Origin of the sequence: Pantoea sp., assembly GCF_028283705.1 — a bacterium.
Classification (GTDB): domain Bacteria; phylum Pseudomonadota; class Gammaproteobacteria; order Enterobacterales; family Enterobacteriaceae; genus Pantoea.
The window spans coordinates 709,525-727,176 of the sequence record NZ_JAPWKD010000011.1 but is presented as its reverse complement, the minus strand read 5'-3'; the positions used below and the strand labels follow the sequence as shown (position 1 = coordinate 727,176).

At 66.6% G+C, this 17,652-nt stretch carries 17 protein-coding genes and 2 pseudogenes; 14 read left to right on the top strand and 5 right to left on the bottom strand.

What is annotated here, in order from left to right; genetic code table 11:
- Positions 1-64 precede the first annotated feature (64 nt).
- From PW844_RS10335 to PW844_RS10305, 7 genes and pseudogenes are all read left to right on the top strand, one after another.
- On the top strand, positions 65-1,327 hold the full coding sequence (locus PW844_RS10335) for an aromatic ring-hydroxylating dioxygenase subunit alpha (protein ID WP_299450998.1): 1,263 nt from the start codon (positions 65-67) through the stop codon (positions 1,325-1,327).
- A gap of 26 nt (positions 1,328-1,353) precedes the next feature.
- A pseudogene (locus tag PW844_RS10330) lies at positions 1,354-2,682 on the top strand (dihydroorotase family protein); the annotation flags it as partial.
- Between the two features lie 102 nt (positions 2,683-2,784).
- The gene (locus PW844_RS10325; protein WP_299451142.1) at positions 2,785-3,381 is read left to right on the top strand and encodes an NADPH-dependent FMN reductase; all 597 of its coding nucleotides are present in this window, start codon (positions 2,785-2,787) and stop codon (positions 3,379-3,381) included.
- Positions 3,382-3,445: 64 nt separating this feature from the next.
- Positions 3,446-4,966, top strand: a complete 1,521-nt coding sequence (locus PW844_RS10320) for an ABC transporter substrate-binding protein (protein WP_299450995.1) — start codon at positions 3,446-3,448, stop codon at positions 4,964-4,966.
- Positions 4,967-5,986 carry an ABC transporter permease gene (locus tag PW844_RS10315; protein ID WP_299450992.1) on the top strand — a complete coding sequence of 340 codons (1,020 nt, stop codon included), beginning with the start codon at positions 4,967-4,969 and terminating at the stop codon, positions 5,984-5,986.
- Positions 5,983-6,891: an ABC transporter permease gene (locus PW844_RS10310; RefSeq protein WP_299450989.1), complete on the top strand. Its 909-nt coding sequence runs from the start codon at positions 5,983-5,985 to the stop codon at positions 6,889-6,891. The genes PW844_RS10315 and PW844_RS10310 overlap by 4 nt, the downstream gene beginning before the upstream one ends.
- The gene (locus tag PW844_RS10305) at positions 6,888-8,741 is read left to right on the top strand and encodes an ABC transporter ATP-binding protein (protein WP_299450986.1); all 1,854 of its coding nucleotides are present in this window, start codon (positions 6,888-6,890) and stop codon (positions 8,739-8,741) included. The genes PW844_RS10310 and PW844_RS10305 overlap by 4 nt, the downstream gene beginning before the upstream one ends.
- A 50-nt stretch (positions 8,742-8,791) precedes the next feature.
- Here the strand turns inward: PW844_RS10305 and PW844_RS10300 are convergent, their stop codons facing one another.
- From PW844_RS10300 to PW844_RS10285, 4 genes are all read right to left on the bottom strand, one after another.
- Positions 8,792-9,724 (bottom strand): LysR family transcriptional regulator, encoded by a 933-nt coding sequence (locus PW844_RS10300; protein ID WP_299450983.1) that lies wholly within the window; start codon positions 9,722-9,724, stop codon positions 8,792-8,794.
- A gap of 184 nt (positions 9,725-9,908) precedes the next feature.
- The gene (locus PW844_RS10295) at positions 9,909-10,244 is read right to left on the bottom strand and encodes a hypothetical protein (protein ID WP_299450981.1); all 336 of its coding nucleotides are present in this window, start codon (positions 10,242-10,244) and stop codon (positions 9,909-9,911) included.
- Positions 10,245-10,288: 44 nt separating this feature from the next.
- Complete coding sequence (locus tag PW844_RS10290) at positions 10,289-10,675, bottom strand: VOC family protein (RefSeq protein ID WP_299450978.1); 387 nt, start codon at positions 10,673-10,675, stop codon at positions 10,289-10,291.
- The gene (locus PW844_RS10285) at positions 10,675-11,667 is read right to left on the bottom strand and encodes a 2-oxoglutarate and iron-dependent oxygenase domain-containing protein (RefSeq protein ID WP_299450975.1); all 993 of its coding nucleotides are present in this window, start codon (positions 11,665-11,667) and stop codon (positions 10,675-10,677) included. Before PW844_RS10285 ends, PW844_RS10290 begins: the two co-directional genes overlap by 1 nt.
- Before the next feature lie 297 nt (positions 11,668-11,964).
- Between PW844_RS10285 and rutA the strand changes: the two genes are divergently transcribed.
- Positions 11,965-13,077: a pyrimidine utilization protein A gene (gene rutA / locus PW844_RS10280; protein ID WP_299450972.1), complete on the top strand. Its 1,113-nt coding sequence runs from the start codon at positions 11,965-11,967 to the stop codon at positions 13,075-13,077.
- Here rutA and PW844_RS10275 read toward each other — a convergent pair.
- Complete coding sequence (locus PW844_RS10275; protein WP_299451148.1) at positions 13,074-13,244, bottom strand: hypothetical protein; 171 nt, start codon at positions 13,242-13,244, stop codon at positions 13,074-13,076. The genes rutA and PW844_RS10275 overlap by 4 nt on opposite strands.
- Here PW844_RS10275 and rutB point away from each other — a divergent pair.
- From rutB to PW844_RS10245, 6 genes and pseudogenes are all read left to right on the top strand, one after another.
- A pseudogene (gene rutB / locus PW844_RS10270) lies at positions 13,174-13,843 on the top strand (pyrimidine utilization protein B). The gene PW844_RS10275 and the pseudogene rutB sit on opposite strands and share 71 nt — an antisense overlap.
- 30 nt (positions 13,844-13,873) lie before the next feature.
- Positions 13,874-14,266 carry a pyrimidine utilization protein C gene (rutC, locus tag PW844_RS10265; RefSeq protein WP_299450969.1) on the top strand — a complete coding sequence of 131 codons (393 nt, stop codon included), beginning with the start codon at positions 13,874-13,876 and terminating at the stop codon, positions 14,264-14,266.
- Between the two features lie 14 nt (positions 14,267-14,280).
- Positions 14,281-15,063, top strand: coding sequence for a pyrimidine utilization protein D (gene rutD / locus PW844_RS10260; protein WP_299450966.1), 783 nt, complete (start codon positions 14,281-14,283; stop codon positions 15,061-15,063).
- A gap of 23 nt (positions 15,064-15,086) precedes the next feature.
- A complete protein-coding gene (locus tag PW844_RS10255) occupies positions 15,087-15,566 on the top strand; it encodes an aldehyde dehydrogenase family protein (protein WP_299450964.1) in 480 nt (159 codons plus the stop codon).
- Entirely contained in the window at positions 15,563-16,303 is a 741-nt protein-coding gene (gene rutR, locus PW844_RS10250; RefSeq protein WP_299450961.1) for an HTH-type transcriptional regulator RutR, read from the top strand. Before PW844_RS10255 ends, rutR begins: the two co-directional genes overlap by 4 nt.
- 254 nt (positions 16,304-16,557) lie before the next feature.
- Positions 16,558-17,643: a BMP family ABC transporter substrate-binding protein gene (locus PW844_RS10245; protein ID WP_299450959.1), complete on the top strand. Its 1,086-nt coding sequence runs from the start codon at positions 16,558-16,560 to the stop codon at positions 17,641-17,643.
- Positions 17,644-17,652: the final 9 nt, after the last annotated feature.

The following is a 17,652-nucleotide window of genomic DNA, read 5'->3' as shown; positions in this document are numbered from 1 at the left end:
GCTACTCCGTTCGAATTTCCATTCCTAGAATCGGTTCCAGGAAGTTTTCGAATGGAGCCATCGAATGAACAAGCCAACGATCGATCTGCGTCACGTGCGTGACGTGGTCGCTGTCGCAGAGGCGTCCCTTGGCCCGGTGGAAAAGGCCGGGATACTGCCGGGCGAGGCGTATACCAGCCCGGGCTTTTGGGAGTTCGAGAAGCAGGCGATTTTTGCCAAAGAGTGGCTTTGCATTGCACACGTCAACGAAATTCCCAACCCTGGCGATTACATACAGCTGACTGTCATGGAGGAGCCGGTGATCGTGGCGCGGGACGAGGCTGGCGAGGTGCATGCCCTGTCGGCGGTCTGCCAGCACCGCGGGCACCCGATCGTCGGCGGCGTGAAGGATGCGCCGCCCGGGAAGTGCCTGAATGCCCGGCGCCTGGTCTGCCCTTACCACACCTGGGCGTACGGCATGGACGGTACCCTCCAGGGCGCCCCGTCCATGGAAGAGACGGTACCGCTGGAGGAGCTGCGGAAGAACAACAGCCTGCCCAGGATCCGGATGGAAATCTTCCACGGCCTGGTGTTCATCAGCTTCGATGCGGATGTGCCGCCGGTGGCGCAGAAGCTCGGCAAGCTCGACGACGAGTTTCGCGGCTACGGCCTGGCGGAGCTGGTGCCCGGGTCGACGTTCGTCCAGCAGGGCCTCGAATGGAACTGGAAGCTGCACCACGAGAACGCCCTGGAGCCCTACCACACCAGCTACGTGCACAGCGGCTACCACAATGCCGTGCCTTCCAACCTGACGCGCTTCTACCCGATCGACCCGCAGGAAGGCCAGGTCTTTCGCACGACCGGCTTTGCCGGGGACGACGGCGATCTCTTCGAGATTGCCAACGTCCGGCGCTTGCCGTCGATTCCCGGGCTGAGCGAGGAGCAGCGGGGCAGGGTGTTCTTCGTGTCCATCCTGCCGTGTGTCGTGGCGGTGCTGGAGCCGACCATGGTGACGATCACGTTCCTGAGCCCGACCGGAGCCGACCGTCTCGATTCGCGCCGAGTGAACCTGTACCCTCGGGCCGCGGCGGAGGTCTCCGAGTTTCCGCAGATCTGCGGAGAGCATCTCGAGAAGGTCAAGGTCATCGTCGGGCAGGATGCCGTGACGCAGATGGCGCTGCAACGCGCCTACCAGTCGCAGTTCAAGCCGCGCGGCCGCTTCTCGCACCTCGAAACCGCGATCTCGCAGCTCAACGACTGGATGGTGTGCCGCTATCGCGACGGCCTGGCCAGGCTGGAGCAGGCGCAGGCCAGGCCGCTGCCGCGGGAAGCCGGTTCGCATGCCTGAGCCGGCGATCTTCAGCGGAGACGCGCATGTTTGATCTTGTGATCCGCGGGGGCACCATCGTCGCCTCGGCCGGCTTGACGCGAGCCGACGTCGGCATTCGGAACGGCGTCGTCCAGGTGCTGGCAGAGCCGGGCGCGGGCATCGCCGGCGCGCAGGAAGTCGATGCCAGTGGACGCATGCTGCTGCCGGGGCTGGTCGATGCGCACGTGCACATCCCGGGGCATTGCCTGTCCAGCCGGCTCGACAACTTCGACACGGCGACGAAAGCGGCCGCGGCGGGCGGGGTGACCACGGTCATGCTCATGCCGACGGACGATCCGCGCACCGCGACGCCGGAGTACTTCGAGCGCAAGCGCCTGGCGGGCGAGCGGGAGTCCTATGTGGACTTCGCCATCCAGGCCATGCTGTCGCCGCGCAGCGAGCGGGTCGACGTGGAGCGGATGGCGGCGCTGGGTGCCGTGTCGTTCGAGCTGTTCCTCGCCTATGGCGGAAACCCGGAGTTCGTCGTCGGCAACGACGATTACGAATTGCACCGCTTGCTGGGCGCCGTGGCGGACGTGGGCGGAGTCGCCGGCATCACGCCGCACTCCGGCTCGATGATCGCCCGCCTGACCAAGGACCAGAAGGGCTACCAGCGTAATCGGAAAGTGCTCTACACGACCGAGCGCCAGAAAGCGCCGCCGCTCATCGAGGCATTCGTGGCGACCCGCCCCGCCTTGTCGGAGGCGCTGGGGATCACCAGGGCCTGTACGGTCGCGGCCGAAACCGGGACCCGGCTGCACTTCCGGGCGCTTTCGTCGCGCAAGAGCGTCGAGCACGTCGCGCGCTTTCAGGGCGCCGCCGTGATTTCCACGGAGGTCATGTCGCACCATCTGGTGTTCACCGAGGAGGAGGCGCTTGCCTTCGGCCCCTACGGCATCATCGTGCCGCCCATCCGGTCGCGCGCCGAACGCGACGCGCTGCGCGCGGCGGTCGGCGGCGGCGGCATCGACATGGTGGTCAGCGACCATTCCCCCGTGCTCGCCGAGGACAAGGAGCAGGGCTGGGAAAATATCTGGACCACCCCGCCGGGGATGCCGGGCCTGCAAACCTTGCTGGCTTCGATGCTCACGCTGGTCGACGCGGGGGCCCTGACGCTCAGCGACATCGCGCGGATTTGCGCCGAGAATCCCGCCGCGGCGTTCGGACTCCTGCCGCGCAAGGGAGCGATCGCGCCCGGCGCCGATGCGGACATCGTGGTTCTCGATGCCGCGCGCCGGACGCGGGTGGTCGACAGCGAGCAGTTCAGCCGGGCCCGCTACACCACGATGAAGGGGCGCGAAGTCCAGGGGTATGTCGAGCGCGTCTACCTGCGCGGCCAACTGGTTGCGCTGGACGGGGCCAATTCAACCGGAACCCAAGGGAATATTCGTCAGGCCATGAAGACTCTTTGGCGCCGACTTTTCAGGAAAATGCTCATGAAAGAAAAAACCACCATGGAACTCGTCACGCTCTGCGGCAGCGTGCGCCGGGACTCCTGCAACGCCGCCTTGCTCCGCGCCCTGCCGGGGTTGGCGCCGGGGGACCTCAAGTTCATCGACGGGCCGAGCGTCGCGGACGTTCCCATCTACGACGCCGACCTCGAGCGGGTGAGCGGTTTTCCGAGCGTGGTGACGTCCCTGGCCAATAGCCTGCGCGAAGCGGACGGCGTGGTGATCGCTTCGCCGGAATACAACTATTCGGTGCCGGGCGGTCTGAAGAACTTGCTGGACTGGATTTCGCGAGTGCCCGATCAGCCCCTGGCCGGCAAGCCCGTGCTCATTCAGTCGGTCTCCGGCGGAGCAATGGGAGGGGTGAGGATGCAGCACCATCTGCGCCAGATCCTGGTCTGCCTCAATGCCCGCACTTTCGCGCGGCCGGAAGTGTCGATAGGAACGGCCGGCCAGAACTTCGATGAAGCGGGCATGCTGATCGACAAGGCGACCCGCGCGGCGGTGCGCGCGCAGATCGATGCCTTTGCCGATTTCGTGCGCGAAGCCGGGATAGTCGAACGCCATATGTCTGGACGGCCCTAGACCGGGCTGCCGCAAGCGAAGCACTTCAACCGCTTTTTTCTCCTAACTTTTTCAGGAGTGACTGATGAATACACGACGAGAGTTTCTGCGTAATGCCTCCATGGCGGCCATGGGCGCCGTCGCCGGCGCGCACAAGGTGTTTGCGGCCACGCCCCGCGACAGCGTGACGATCGCCTACCCGGTCGATGTGCTGAACTGGGACGCGATCGCGTTCTCGAGTCTGCAGGCGATGTCGCTGCTGAAATCGATGAACGCCCAGCCGTTCACGATATCGCCGACCGGGTCGGTCGAACCGGAGCTGGCCACGGACTTCAAATGGCTGGGCAGCGACGGGCTGGCGTTCGAGGTGACGCTTCGCGACGACGTGACGTTCCACAACGGCGACAAACTTACCTCCGACGATTTCAAGTTCACCTTCCTGGATCGCTGCAAGGCCGACAAGACGCTCGCGCTCGGTGCGATATGGAAGCCGATCGTGGGCATAGACACCCCGTCGCCGACGCGGGCCATCGTTCATCTGGGCACGCCGATGGCTGCCGCCAAGCAGCGGCTGGCCTACACCGCGGCTTTCATCCAGCCGAGGAAGTACTTCGAGCAGGTCGGACGCGAGGAATTCCTCAAGCGGCCGATCGGGGCGGGCCCCTACAGGCTGGTCGAGTACCAGCGCGATTCGCGAGCCGTCTTCGAGGCCTACGAGAACTACTGGCGCGGGCCGGCGAAGATCAAGCGGGTCACGGTCGACATCGTCAAGGACGATACCGCGCGGGTTTCGGCCGTCCAGGCGGGCAAGGCCGATATCGCGGTGAACCTGCCGATCCGTGAAGTCGAGCGGCTGGGCAAGGCGCCGGGCCTGACCGGCCTCATCAAGCCGACGCCCGACATCTACACCATCCAGATGGTCAATACCGGTCCGTGGACCGACAAGAATGTGCGGCTGGCGGCCCACCACGCGATCAACAAGGAGGCGCTTTCCAAGGCATTCTTCGGCGGTGTCGCGCCGCCGATCTGGACGCCCTCGGGCCCCGGCACGCCGGCTTACGCGCCCGACTTCAAGCTGGAATACAGCCAGGCCAAGGCCAAGAGCCTGCTGGCGGCGTCCGGGTATTCCCCCGACAAGCCGGTCAAGGTCAAGTTCATCACCACGACCGGCGGTGGCCCGAGCGACTACGACATCGCGCGCGCCATCGTGCAGATGTGGAAAGCGGTGGGTATCGATGCCGACCTGCGGGCGATCGACGTGTCCCAGTTCGCCTCGCTCAGCATGACCAACAAGCTCGACGCGCCGTGCCTGTACGTCTGGCAGAACGGCATGGGCGACCCGAGCATGTACTCGGGCAGCATGCTCCATCCGGACAAGCCGTTCTCGACCTGGAAAAGCGACGACCTGCGCGAGCCCTTGAACAAGCTCGAGGCGGAACTGGATTACGAAAAACGCATCGGCGGCTACCGCGACCTGGACATCTGGGCGGCGCAGCAGGGCTACTCGCTGACGCTGCTGCAAAGCGTCAGCACCACCGTCTACAGGAAAGGGCTGAACTTCGTTCCGTACAACAATGGCTGGATGCTGCCCTACGACTGGAGTTGAATGTTTCAGATCGCACTGAAAATCGCGGCGCGGCGGCTCTTGATGATCGTGCCGATGATGCTGGCGGTGTCGCTCGTGATCTTCGTGTTGTTGCGGCTGCTGCCCAACGATCCGATCGCGCTGTTGCTGCCGGCCGACGCCAAGCCGCAGGACATCGCCGCCATCCGCGCCGCCTATGGCTTCGACCTGCCGGTCTGGCACCAGTATCTGCGCTGGCTGGGTGCGTTGGCGGGGGGGGACATGGGCGAATCGCTGGCCTTCAGGGCGCCGGTGCGGGAGCTGATTATCGAGAGCCTGCCGGCGACCATGGAACTGGTGTTCGGCGCGCTGGTGCTGGGCCTGATCATGGGCGTGGGGGGCGGGCTCTGGATGTTCAGCCTGCGCAAACGGCCCAAGGCCGAACATACCGCCGACCTGGGCGCGTCCATCATGCAGGCCACGCCGGAATTCCTGTGGGCCATCGGGATGATCCTCGTATTCGGGGTGGGCCTGGGCGTGCTGCCCTTCATCGGGCGCCTCGACGGCGATCTGTCGGTGGATCGCATCACGGGCTTCCTGCTGCTGGATGCGCTGCTGACGCGCAACTGGGCCGCCTTGGCCAGCGCGCTCGAGCACCTGGCGCTGCCCACCCTGGCGTTGGCGTTCAGCTTCGCGCCATTCGTCGTCCGGGTCGTGCGTTCCAGCCTGTTGGACGCCATCGAGGAGGACTTCGTCACCGCGGCGCGGCAGCGCGGCCTGTCGGAGCGGCGCATCCTGGTGGCGCATGCCCTGCCGAATGCCGCATTGCCCGCCCTGAGCATGGTGGGCGTCCAGTCGGCCTTCCTGTTCGGTGGAACCTTGCTGATCGAGGTGCTGTTCACCTACCCGGGCATGGGCAACCTGATGATGGCTGCCTTGCGCAACCACGATGTGCCGGTGATCCAGGGAGTCGCGCTGATCTACTGCCTCGTCGCGCTGGTGCTGAACGCGGTCATCGACATCCTCTACCTGATCCTGGATCCCAGGTTGCGCCCCGCATGAGCCTTTTTTCCACCACCACGGCGGCCGGTGCCGGCCGAACCGGGCCGACGATGCCCCAGGCCTTGCGATCCGGGCGAGTGATCGTCGGCGCGGGCATGGTGCTGCTCGTTCTTTTCTGCGCCTTGCTGAGCCCATGGCTGGCGCCGCACGATCCGCTCGAGCAGGATCTGCTGGCCATCGACCTGCCTCCGCTGTTCGCCGGGGGCGGCGATCCGGCCCATCTGCTGGGTACGGATTCCCTGGGGCGGGACGTCCTGTCGCGCCTGCTGTACGGCGCGCGGATAGCTTCCTATGTGGCGGTCGCGGCCGGCGGGATGACCGCGCTGGTCGGCACCGTCCTGGCGATCGCCGCGGGCTACCTCGGCGGCTGGCTGGATTGGCTGGTTTCCCGCGCGGCCGAGCTGTGGATGGCGTTTCCCCAGGTGATCCTGGGGGTGGTGCTGATGATCGCCCTGGGGCCCGGCGTCAACAACGTGGTGCTGTCGGTGATCGTCGTGGACTGGACCCGCTTCACCCGGGTGCTGCGCTCCGACGTGATGAGCGTGGCGCGGCGCGACTACGTCGCCGCGGCCAGGCTGGCCGGCTTCACCAAGCTGCAGGTGATGGTCCGGGAGATCCTGCCGGCGGTGGCGCCCTTGCTCATCACCTTGCTGACGCTGGAGATGGCGTTGGCCGTCACGATCGAGGCAACCCTGAGCTTCATCGGCTTGTCGGTGCCTGCCGATACGCCCGCCTGGGGCGTGATGATCGCGGATGCGCGCTTGCAGGTCTACCAGAACCCGTGGGCCCTGTTCTTTCCGTTCGCCGCGGTTCTGTTCACCGTCCTGGGGCTGAACCTGTTGGGCGACGGTTTGCGCCGGGCCCTGGACCCACGGCAGCAGCAATCGCGGAGACTCGAAAATTGACCACGCTATCCGCGCGCAACATCGACGTGGCCGTGACCGTCGGCGGCCATGAGGTACTGGCTCTCAACGGCGTCTCTTTCGACGTCGAGCCCGGCGAGGTGCTGGGCATCATCGGCGAGTCCGGGGCCGGAAAATCGATGATCGGCCGCCTTATCGGCCGTCTGCTGCCGCCGCAGTTCCGCGTCGCGCGGGGGGCGCTGCGGTTCAAGGGGCAGGATCTGCATGCGCTGACCGACCAGGAGCACCGGGCCTTGCTGGGGCGCGATATCTGTTTCATTCCGCAAGAGCCGCGTGCCGCGCTGGATCCCGTGATGACCATAGGCGCGCAGTTCCACGAGCATCTCGAGCGCATGGGGATAGGCAGCAGGGCGGAGCGGACCCGCGTCGCACGCGACGCGCTGGCGGCCGTCAAGCTGCCCGACCCGGGCCGGATGCTGCATTGCTATGCGCATCAACTCTCTGGCGGGCAATGCCAGCGCGTCCTGATCGCGATGGCGTTCGCCAGCAAGCCCGCGCTCATCGTGGCCGACGAACCGACGACCGCCCTCGACGTGATGACGCAGGCCGTAATCGTGAAACTGCTCGCGGACCTGTGCCGGGAGCACGGCACGGCGGTGATCCTGATCACCCACGACCTCAAGCTCGCCCTTCACGTCTGCGACAAGACCCTGGTTCTTTACGCGGGGGAGGTGGCCGAATCCGGGCGGGCGGGCGATTTATACAGGCAGCCCGCGCATCCCTACACACGTGCCCTGCAGCTCGTGAATCCGCCGCTCACCGGCCCGCGGCGCGAACTGGTTTCGCTGCCGGATCACATGCCCACCTTGGGCAAGCTGGCGGACGTCGCCGGCTGCCGGTTCGCCAGCCGCTGTCCGCAGGCCAGCGCGGAATGTTCGGCGGCGCCGGTTCCCCTGACCGTGCTCTCCGCGACGCAGGCCGTTCGATGCATCAAGGCGCTGCCTGCCCGGGGCCTGGAGGCGCCTGAACGGCTGCCGCCGCTCTTGGCGCATATGGAGCCCGCACCGGAAAGCGCTCCCGCGGTCCTGGAAGTGAGCGGCCTGTCGAAGCAATTCCGCCGGGCCGGAGGCTGGTTCCGGCCCGGCGCACCCGTCGTGGCCGTCAAGGATTTCAACCTGAAGCTCGCGGCCGGCGAGTTCGTCGGCATCGTCGGGCAGAGCGGCAGCGGCAAGTCCACGGTGGCGCGTCTACTCGTGGGCCTGGAAACGCCGACGTCCGGCGCGATCCGGGTCGACGGCCGCAGCGTCGTCGGCGAAGACAAGCCGACCCGCGCCTTGCGCGTGGACAGCATGCAGATGATCTTTCAGGATCCGCAATCGGCCCTGAATCCGCGCCGGACGCTGGGGAGCCTGGTGACCTGCGCGATGACCGCCGGCCACGAGAGGCACGCCGCGCCGGACCGCCTGGTCCGCGCGCGCGAACTGCTGGCCGCCACCGGCCTCGGTCCCGACATGGTCTCGCGCTACCCCGCGCAGCTCTCCGGGGGGCAGCGCCAGCGGGTCAACATCGCGCGGGCCCTGTGCAAGACCCCCCGGATCCTGATCGCCGACGAGATACTGTCGGGGCTGGACGTGTCCGTGCAAGCGCAGATACTGAACCTGCTGCTGAAGCTGCGCCGGGAGTCCGACGTATCGTTGATCCTGATATCGCACGATATCGCCGCGGTCCGCTACCTGTGTTCGCGCGTGCTGGTCATGCACGATGGCGAGGTGGTGGAAAGCGGGCCCGTCGACAGCGTGCTGTCCCAGCCGCGCCATGAGTACACGAGGCGCCTCGTCGCGGCCATTCCGCCGGACGACGTGGACAGCCCCTGGCCACGGCTTGCGGCATGAGACGCGAACAGCGCCACGCGCCTCGATGCCTCCGTGGGGGAAGGCCGTTGTCAGGCGGTCGCGGCCAGCCGGTTCGTGGCCGTTTCGAGGAAAAGCTGCGCGGGGGCGCTGTGCACGCTTTCGTCGCTGGTCATGATGTAGATCGTGCAGCGGGGCGATTCATGGTCGTGCAGCAAGGGCCAGAGTTCCTGCGAAAGGTTGGAGGCGTCGACCACGGGCTTGGGCAGCATGCCGATGCCCATGCCCAGCTTGATCAGCCACATCCTTTCCTGGAGATTGTCGGCGATGCCGCCGATCTGTTTGCCGAGCCCGTGGCCCTGCTTGTAGCGGACGTAGGCCGTGGGCTCGTCATGGGTCACCACGAAGGCGTCGGATTCCAAGGCGCTCGGAGAGACGGGGGGCTTGCCGAACAGGGGGTGGCTTGGCCCGCAGTAGATCTGCTGTTGCTGTTCGATGATGGGGATGTAGATGGTCTTGTCGTCGTGGGCGTCTTTGAAGCCAATGCCCAGCTCGACCTCCGACTTGCTCAGGGCGCGCAGGATATCCCGCCATGGAGCCACGTCGAGACGCACCTCGATGCGCGGGTAGCGCTCATGGAATTCCTGGAGGATGGCGGTCAGTTGCGGCACCAGGTAGAGGTTCGAGATCACCTTGAGGGACAACGAACCGGTGAGCAGGGCCAAGTCCGACGCCTCGGCGCTTTTCTGCACGGTTTGGTACATGGCCTGGCAGGCTTCGAGAACCTGGTGGCCCTGTACCGTCAGCTCGATGCCTCGGCTTGTCCGGGTGCACAGATGCGTGCCCAGGTGGCTTTCCAGCCGTTGAAGGGCGGCGCTGACGCTCGGCTGCTGCTTGTTCAAAGACCGGGATGCGGCACCGATGCCGCCGCGCTGCCCGATCTCGTAGAAAACCTTGAACAGGTTCCAATCCACGTTGCGTGCGAACGTAGCGCCAGGCGATGAAAACGTGACGGACTTGCTCATTTGAACGCCTAAGGCACTTAAAACCCGATACTGCACCGATCGGAGCAATAAGCATGCCTATGTATGGTTTTCTGGCGTGTACGGACCAGAGTCCGCAGACGGCAATGTTTCGTGGCGAGAGTGGCGAGGGTTTTGTGCAAGGAACGCACCGGAATGGTGTGGTTTGCCCCACCGCCCCGATGCCTCAGGGCAGTTCGGCCGGGTAGCTGTCGAGCGCCAGCGCCACCTGGCGGGCGATGTCCCAGGCGGCCAGCTGGGCCTGCACCGGCCCATAGTAGGCGCCGTCCCTGACCAGGTGGAGCGCGGGCAGATGGAAGACCTCGTAGCGCTCGACCAGCCCGCCGTTGCGGCCGGCGTCTATCCAGCATAGGCGCTCCAGCGGCAGTGCCATGTCCGGCAACTGCTCGCGCGCGAGCTTGCAGTCGGCGCAGGTGGCGCTGGTGAACACCAGCAGCGAAATGCCGGGGGCGTCCAGCAGGAAGCGGTCGGCGGTGCCGTCGTCGAGGTCGATTTGTTCCATGCGGGAAATCATCGCATGGATAGATGCTGGGGGGTCCCCACGCCCTACATCATGTAGTTGATGCGGAACACATTCCCTTCCGGATCGAGCAGCACGGCCTGGTACCAGTTGTAGTAGGTGACGTAGGGCGGCTTGAGGAGGGTGGCGCCGGCTTCCACGGCGACGGGCACCATGCGGTCGACGTCGGCCTGGCTGTCGACGTCGATGTTGAGCAGGAACTTCACGCCGCGCGTGTCGGCCTGGTCTTCCAGGTGCAGCAGCTCGTAGGCGTCGTGGGCATTGAAGCCCAGGGCGGACTTGCCCGTGTCGAGCCCGCGGAATATGGGCGAGCGGATGGCCTCGATTTCAGTGAAGCCGAACACGCGCTGGTAGAAGCCGCTGAGCGCGACGATGTCGCGCGCGAAGACATTGACGTAGGAAAGATGTGCCATTACACCGTGCCGCCGAAGGTGGTCTGCTTCACGAACTTGGAGGTGAGGTGGTCGCCGGACGAGACGGGCGCGTACTTGGGCTGCTCGCCGGGGGCCAGGCAGCTCGGCAGGCATTCCACCATGGTGTCGTAGTTGGGCTGGTGGAAGAACACCAGCGACTGGCGCCGGTTGGTCTCGGCTTGCTCGAAGGGAGGGTTGGCGACGCGGTGCATGGTCGAGATCCACTTGTCGTTGGTCCACTGCATCATCAGGTCGCCGATGTTGACCACCAGCGCGCCCGGCAGCAGGGGCACGTCCACCCACTGGCCGGCCTCGTTCAGCACCTGCAGGCCCTCGTCGTCGGGGCGCACGATGGTCAGGCTGCCGTAGTCGCTGTGCGCGCCGGCGCGCAGCTGGTTGGGCAGCGGCGCCTCGCGCTGGGGCGGGTAGCTCAGCACGCGGAACATGCTGATGTGCTTGTCGATGTGGGAGTCGAAATAGGTTTCGGGCAAATCGAGGGCCAGCGCGAAGATGCGCATCAGCGAGCGCGACAGGCCGCTCATCACCTCGAAGTATTCGTCGTAGGCCGCGCGAAAGCCGGGCAGGGTCGGATAGACGTTGGGCTCGAAGTGCGCGCCGGCGGCGGGGCCGCGGTGGTAGTCGTCGTCGGGCACGCCGGCGGGGCCGACGGAGAACGACTCCTTCAGATCGCCGGGCGTGGCTTCTTCCAGGCTGTACGAGAGGCCTTCCTCGCCGACCGCGCTGTAGCCGCGCACGGCGTCGATGCGGGGGCGGTCGACCTTGCGCTTTTCCGCCAGGGGCAGGTCGAAGAAGGCGCGCGAGAGCGAGGCGACGCGGTCGGTGAGCTCGGCCGGGACGCCGTGGTTCTTGATGACGAGAAAGCCGATGCTGCGGCAGGCGTCGTCGACTTCCCGGGCGACCTTGGCGCGTCCTTCGGGCGTGCCTTCGAAGTAGGGTGCCAGGTCGATGACGGGTACATGCAGGAGGGACATGGGGAACGAGGCTCCAGGGGATGGGGGTATCGCCCGGTTGGGGAGGCAACGTTCATGCCAGGCGGACACGTTCCCGGCCGCGTCAGGCGGGCGCTCCGCCTGCGCCATTCGTGGGCGCGCGACGCACCACTTGCGTGATCTTTACGGATCAAATGAACCGCTTTGGACCATTTGGTCAAAACTTTTCTCTGGAAAATATATAACTATTTGATTAAAAAGAAAATTATTTGACGCCAGAAAGCTGGCACGAAGGCTGCTTGGAGGCTGGAACTGTCTTTCCATCCATGCGAGGCACCCATGAAAGTCGGCGTCTTCATTCCCATCGGCAACAACGGCTGGCTGCTGTCCGAGAACGCTCCGCAATACAAGCCCAGCTTCGAGCTCAACAAGCGCATCACGCTGCTGGCCGAGCACTACGGCCTGGATTTCGCGCTGTCGATGATCAAGCTGCGCGGCTTCGGCGGCAAGACCGAATTCTGGGACCATAACCTCGAATCGTTCACGCTCATGGCCGGGCTGGCGGCGGTCACGAGCAAGATCAAGCTGTTCGCCACCTCGGCTTCGCTGGTGCTGCCGCCGGCCATCGCCGCGCGCATGGCTTCCACCATCGATTCGATTTCCAACGGCCGCTTCGGGCTCAACCTGGTCACCGGCTGGCAGCGGCCCGAGTATTCCCAGATGGGCATGTGGCCGGGCGACGAATTCTTCGCCACGCGCTACCAGTACCTGAGCGAATACATCCAGGTGCTGCGCGACCTCTGGGGCGAGGGCAAGTCCGATTTCAAGGGCAGCTACTTCCAGATGGACGACTGCCGCCTGAGCCCGCGCCCGCAGGCCGAGATGAAGGTGATCTGCGCCGGCCAGAGCGATGCCGGCATGGAGTTCTCGGCCAAGTACGCCGACTACAACTTCTGCTTCGGCAAGGGCGTGAACACGCCGCGGGCCTTCGCGCCGGCCGCCCAGCGCCTCATCGAGGCCACCGCGAAGACCGGCCGCCACGTGACTTCCTACGTGCTGATGATGGTGATCGCCGACGAGACCGACGAGGCCGCGCGCGCCAAGTGGGAACACTACAAGGCCGGCGCCGACCAGGAGGCGATCTCCTGGCTGGGCGAGCAGGGCGCCGCCGACAAGAAGTCGGGCGCCGACACCAACGTGCGCCAGATGGCGGACCCGACCTCGGCCGTGAACATCAACATGGGCACGCTGGTCGGCTCTTACGCCAGCGTGGCGCGCATGCTCGACGAAGTGGCCGAGGTGCCCGGCACCGAGGGCGTGCTGCTGACCTTCGACGATTTCGTCGCGGGCGTGCAGGCCTTCGGCGAACGCATCCAGCCGCTCATGAAAAGCCGCGTGGACGCCGATACGCCGGTGCCGTCGCAAGCCGGCGCCGAGGCGGCCGCCGTTTAGGAACTCCCGATGAATGCTTCCGTGAAAACCAACGCCACCCTGACTTCCGACATCCCGGTCGGTCCGCCCGAAGCGCTCGCGCCCGGCGCGGGCGCCCTGGTCTTGCCCGCGCGCCCCGAACCCTTCGCCTTCCTGCCCGCGCAGACGGCGCTGATCGTGGTCGACATGCAGAACGCCTACGCCTCGCTGGGCGGCTACGTGGACACGGCCGGCTTCGACATTTCCGGCGCGCGCGGCACGATAGACAAGATCTCCGCCGCCGTCGCCGCCGCGCGCGCGGCCGGCGTGCTGGTGGTGTTCCTGCAGAACGGCTGGGACCCGCAGTACGTGGAGGCAGGCGGCCCGGGCTCGCCCAACTGGTACAAGTCGAACGCGCTGAAGACCATGCGCAAGCATCCCGAACTGAGCGGCAAGTTCCTGGCCAAGGGCGGCTGGGACTACGAACTGGTCGAGGCCCTGCAACCGCGGGCCGGCGACGTCGTGGTGCCCAAGCCGCGCTACAGCGGCTTTTTCAACAGCGCGCTCGACAGCACGCTGCGCGCGCGCGGCATCCGCAGCCTGGCGTTCACCGGCATCGCCACCAATGTGTGCGTGGAATCCACGCTGCGCGACGCCTTCCACCTGGAATATTTCAGCCGTGCTGCTGGAAGACGCCACCCACCAGCTCGGCAGCGCGGCCATCCAGACCGGCACCGCCTACAACGTGGAAACCTTCTTCGGCTGGGTGTCGTCGGTCGAGCGGTTCCGCCAGACCCTGAGCAAATAGTTCCCCTTCCCAATCAGGAGCATTCCCATCATGCCCAAGCAAGCCATCATCCCTCCGGGAACCAGCGCCCCCATCGCCCCCTACGTTCCCGGCACGCTCGCCGACGGCGTGCTGTACGTGTCCGGCACGCTGCCCTTCGACAAGGACAACAACGTGGTGCACGTGGGCGACGCCGCCGCCCAGACGCGGCACGTGCTCGAAACCATCAAGGGCGTGGTCGAGGCCGCCGGCGGCACGATGGACGACGTCACCTTCAACCAGATCTTCATCCGCGACTGGGCCGACTACGCCAAGATCAACACGGTGTACGCCGAGTATTTCCCCGGCGTGAAGCCGGCGCGCTATTGCGTGCAGGTCGGCCTGGTCAAGCCGGACGCGCTGGTGGAGATCGCCACCTTCGCCCACGTCGGCAAGAAGGCTTGAGGAAAGGGCAGGCGATGACGCTTTACTACGAAGTCCACGGCCCGGCCGACGGCCCTTCCGTCCTGTTGTCTTCCGGCCTGGGCGGCTCCGCCAATTTCTGGGCGCCGCAGCGCCAGGCCCTGGTCGACGCGGGCTTCCGCGTGGTGGGCTACGACCAGCGCGGCACGGGCCGCAGCCCGGGCACCCTGGCCGCCCCCTATTCGATCGCGCACATGGCGCAGGACGTGCTGGAAGTTCTCGACGCCACCCACACCGCGGCTTGCCACTTCATCGGGCATGCCCTGGGCGGGCTGGCGGGGCTGCAGCTCGCGCTGGATGCGCCCGGCCGCGTGTCCAGCCTGGTGCTGGCGAACGCCTGGGCGCGGCCCAACCCGCATTCGGCGCGCTGCTTCGATGCGCGCCTGACGCTGCTCGACGCGAGCGGTCCGCGCGCCTACGTGGAAGCGCAGCCGATCTTCTTGTACCCGGCGGCCTGGGCCGCCGAGCACGCCGGGCAGGTGCAGGCCGAGGTGGACCACGCCTTCGCCCATTTCCCCGACCAGGGCACGATGCGCGCGCGCATCGCCGCGCTGCGGGCCTTCGACGTGAGCGACCGCCTGGCCGGCATCACCGTGCCGGTCCTGGTTTCCGCGGCGCAGGACGACACCCTGGTGCCCTGGACCTGTTCGCAGCTGCTGGCCGACCGCCTGCCCAAGGCCACGCTCGACCTGATGCCGCATGGAGGCCATGCCCATACCGTGACCGAGACGGCCGCCTTCAACGCCGCCATGCTGAAGTTCCTGGCCGCCTACCGCTAACCTCCACGCCAGCAGAGAAGGCCATGTCCGCTCCCGCCCCCCACGCGTCCGACGCCAACGTCGTCCACTTCATCCATGGCGAAGGCGTCGCCGCCTCCGGCGGGCGCACCCAGCCGGTCTGGAATCCCGCCGCGGGCCGGATCGCCCGGCATGTCGCGCTGGCATCCGAGCAGATGGTGAATCGCGCCGCCGCGTCGGCGGCATCGGCCCAGGCCGGCAGGGCCGATGCGCCGCCCTCGCGCCGGGCGCGCATCCTGAACCGCTTTCTCGACCTGATGAACCGCCATGCCGACGAACGGGCGGCCATCATTACCGCCGAGCACGGCAAGGTGTTCTCCGATGCCCGGGGCGAGGTCGGCCGCGGCAACACGGCGCGCGAGTTCGCGCGGCGCGTGCAGGCGGGCATGGTGGGCATCAACGTGCCGATCCCGGTGCCCATGGCCTGGCATGGTTTCGGCGGCTGGAAGCGCTCGCTGTTCGGCGACATGCCCGCCACGCTATGACGGGAGCGAAGAAAGCCGCGAAACCGGTCACCAAGCGGGCCGCTAAACGAGCCGCGAAACCGGCGGCCAAGCGGGCCGCCAAGCCGCGCGCGCCGGCGCGCCGCAGCGAGGCGGCCATCAGCCGCCGCCTGAAGCAGATCGAGGTCAAGCGCGGCGCCATCCTCGCGGCGGCGCTCGAAGTCTTCTCGCGCTACGGCCTGCACGGCGCCAGCCTCGACCAGGTGGCGGAACGGGCCGACGTCTCCAAGAGCAACCTGCTTTACTACTTCTCCGACAAGGAAGAGCTCTATGTCGCGGTGCTGCGCGACATTCTCACGATCTGGCTGGCGCCGCTGAGCGACTTCGGCGCCGAGCGCGATCCGCGCGAGGCGATCGGGGAATACATCGAGCACAAGCTCGCCATCTCGCGCGACCATCCCGCGGCCTCGCGCCTGTTCTGCCTGGAAATGCTCCAGGGGGCGCCGCTGTTGCGCAACGAGCTGGGCATGGCGCTGCGCGACATGGTGGAGCGCAAGTCCGAGGTCATGCGCGAGTGGGCCGCGAGCGGGAGGCTGGCCGACGTCGAGCCGCGCCATTTCCTGTTCATGGTGTGGGCCACGACCCAGCATTACGCCGATTTCGCCGTGCAGGTCGAGGCCTTGACCGGACGCACCCTGGCCGACCCCGATTTCTTCGCGGAAACCGTGCGCAACGTCAAGGCCGCGGTGCTCGACGGCGTGCTGCCGCGGCGCGGCTGAGCCCGGTGCCGGAAAGCCATGTATGGACCAATTGGTCCATATAAGTGCGATTGGTCAAGTTTGGTGCCTGGACGGAACGGGCGGCGCACGCTAAGAGTGCGCCGGGCGGGGGCGGGGCGGCCGGCACCCGCGTGTTTTCCCCGAGCCGGCGCCGGGCCCGGATTGGCACGAACGTTGCGTTATGCCACCAAGACGAAATTCCGCGTCGCACGGTTTTCTTCCTAGCCGTCCAACCTCACTTTCCAAGGTGCCCCATGTTCCGAAAGCTGTTTACCGGCATTGCCCTCGCTTCGGTCGCCGTCGGCGTTGCCCCGGCAGCCCACGCCGACGGCTTCACACTGAAGGACAAGCCGAAGATCGCCATGCTGTACTTCGGCCCGAAAAACGACGGCGGCTGGACCCAGGCCTTCGACGAGGCGCGGGTGAAGATCGAGGCGGCGCTGGGGCAGAAGATCCAGTTCGTCGAAAGCATCCCGGAAGATGCCTCGCAGATCACCCCGGTGGCCGAGCGCTTCATCCAGCGCGGCGCCAACATCGTCATCGGCACCGCCTTCGGCTATTCCGACACCTTCAAGGACCTGGCCGCCAAGCACCCCGACGTGGCCTTCCTGAACGGCTCGGGCACCACCAACGGCCCCAACCTCGAATCGTTCTACGGCCGCACCTACGAAAGCCAGTACCTGTGCGGCATGGCCGCCGCCGCGGCCTCCAAGACCGGCAAGCTGGGCTTCGTCGCCGCCAACCCGTTCGGCGTGGTCAACTGGACCATCAACGCCTATGAACTGGGCGCGCAGAAGATCAACCCCAACGCCACCGTCACCGTCATCTACACCGGCGCCTGGAACGACCCGGTCAAGGAACGCGCGGCCGCCATGGCGCTGATCGACCATGGCGCCGACGTGATCGGCCAGCACGTCGACACGCCCACCCCGCAGCTCGTCGCCCAGGAACGCGGCGTGTACGGCACCGGCCACCACCGCGACCTGCGCGAGTTCGCGCCCAAGGCCACGGTCTGCTCGTCGGTCTGGGTGTGGGACCGCTTCCTGATCCCCGAGCTCAAGAAGGTCATCGCCGGCGGCTGGAAGCCGTCGCCCTACGGCGCCTTCATCGAGATGAAGGACGGCGGCACCGACATCGCCGGCTTCGGCCCGGCCGTGCCCGCCGACAAGCAGAAGATCATCCTGGCCGAGCGCGACGCCATCATGAAGGGCAAGCAGATCTACGCCGGCCCGCTGTCCGACAAGGATGGCAAGGTGCGCGTGTCCGCCGGGCAGACGCTGTCCGACGCCGACCTCTGGAAGATGGACTGGTTCGTCAAGGGCGTGGTCACGCAGCAGTAATCCACAAGA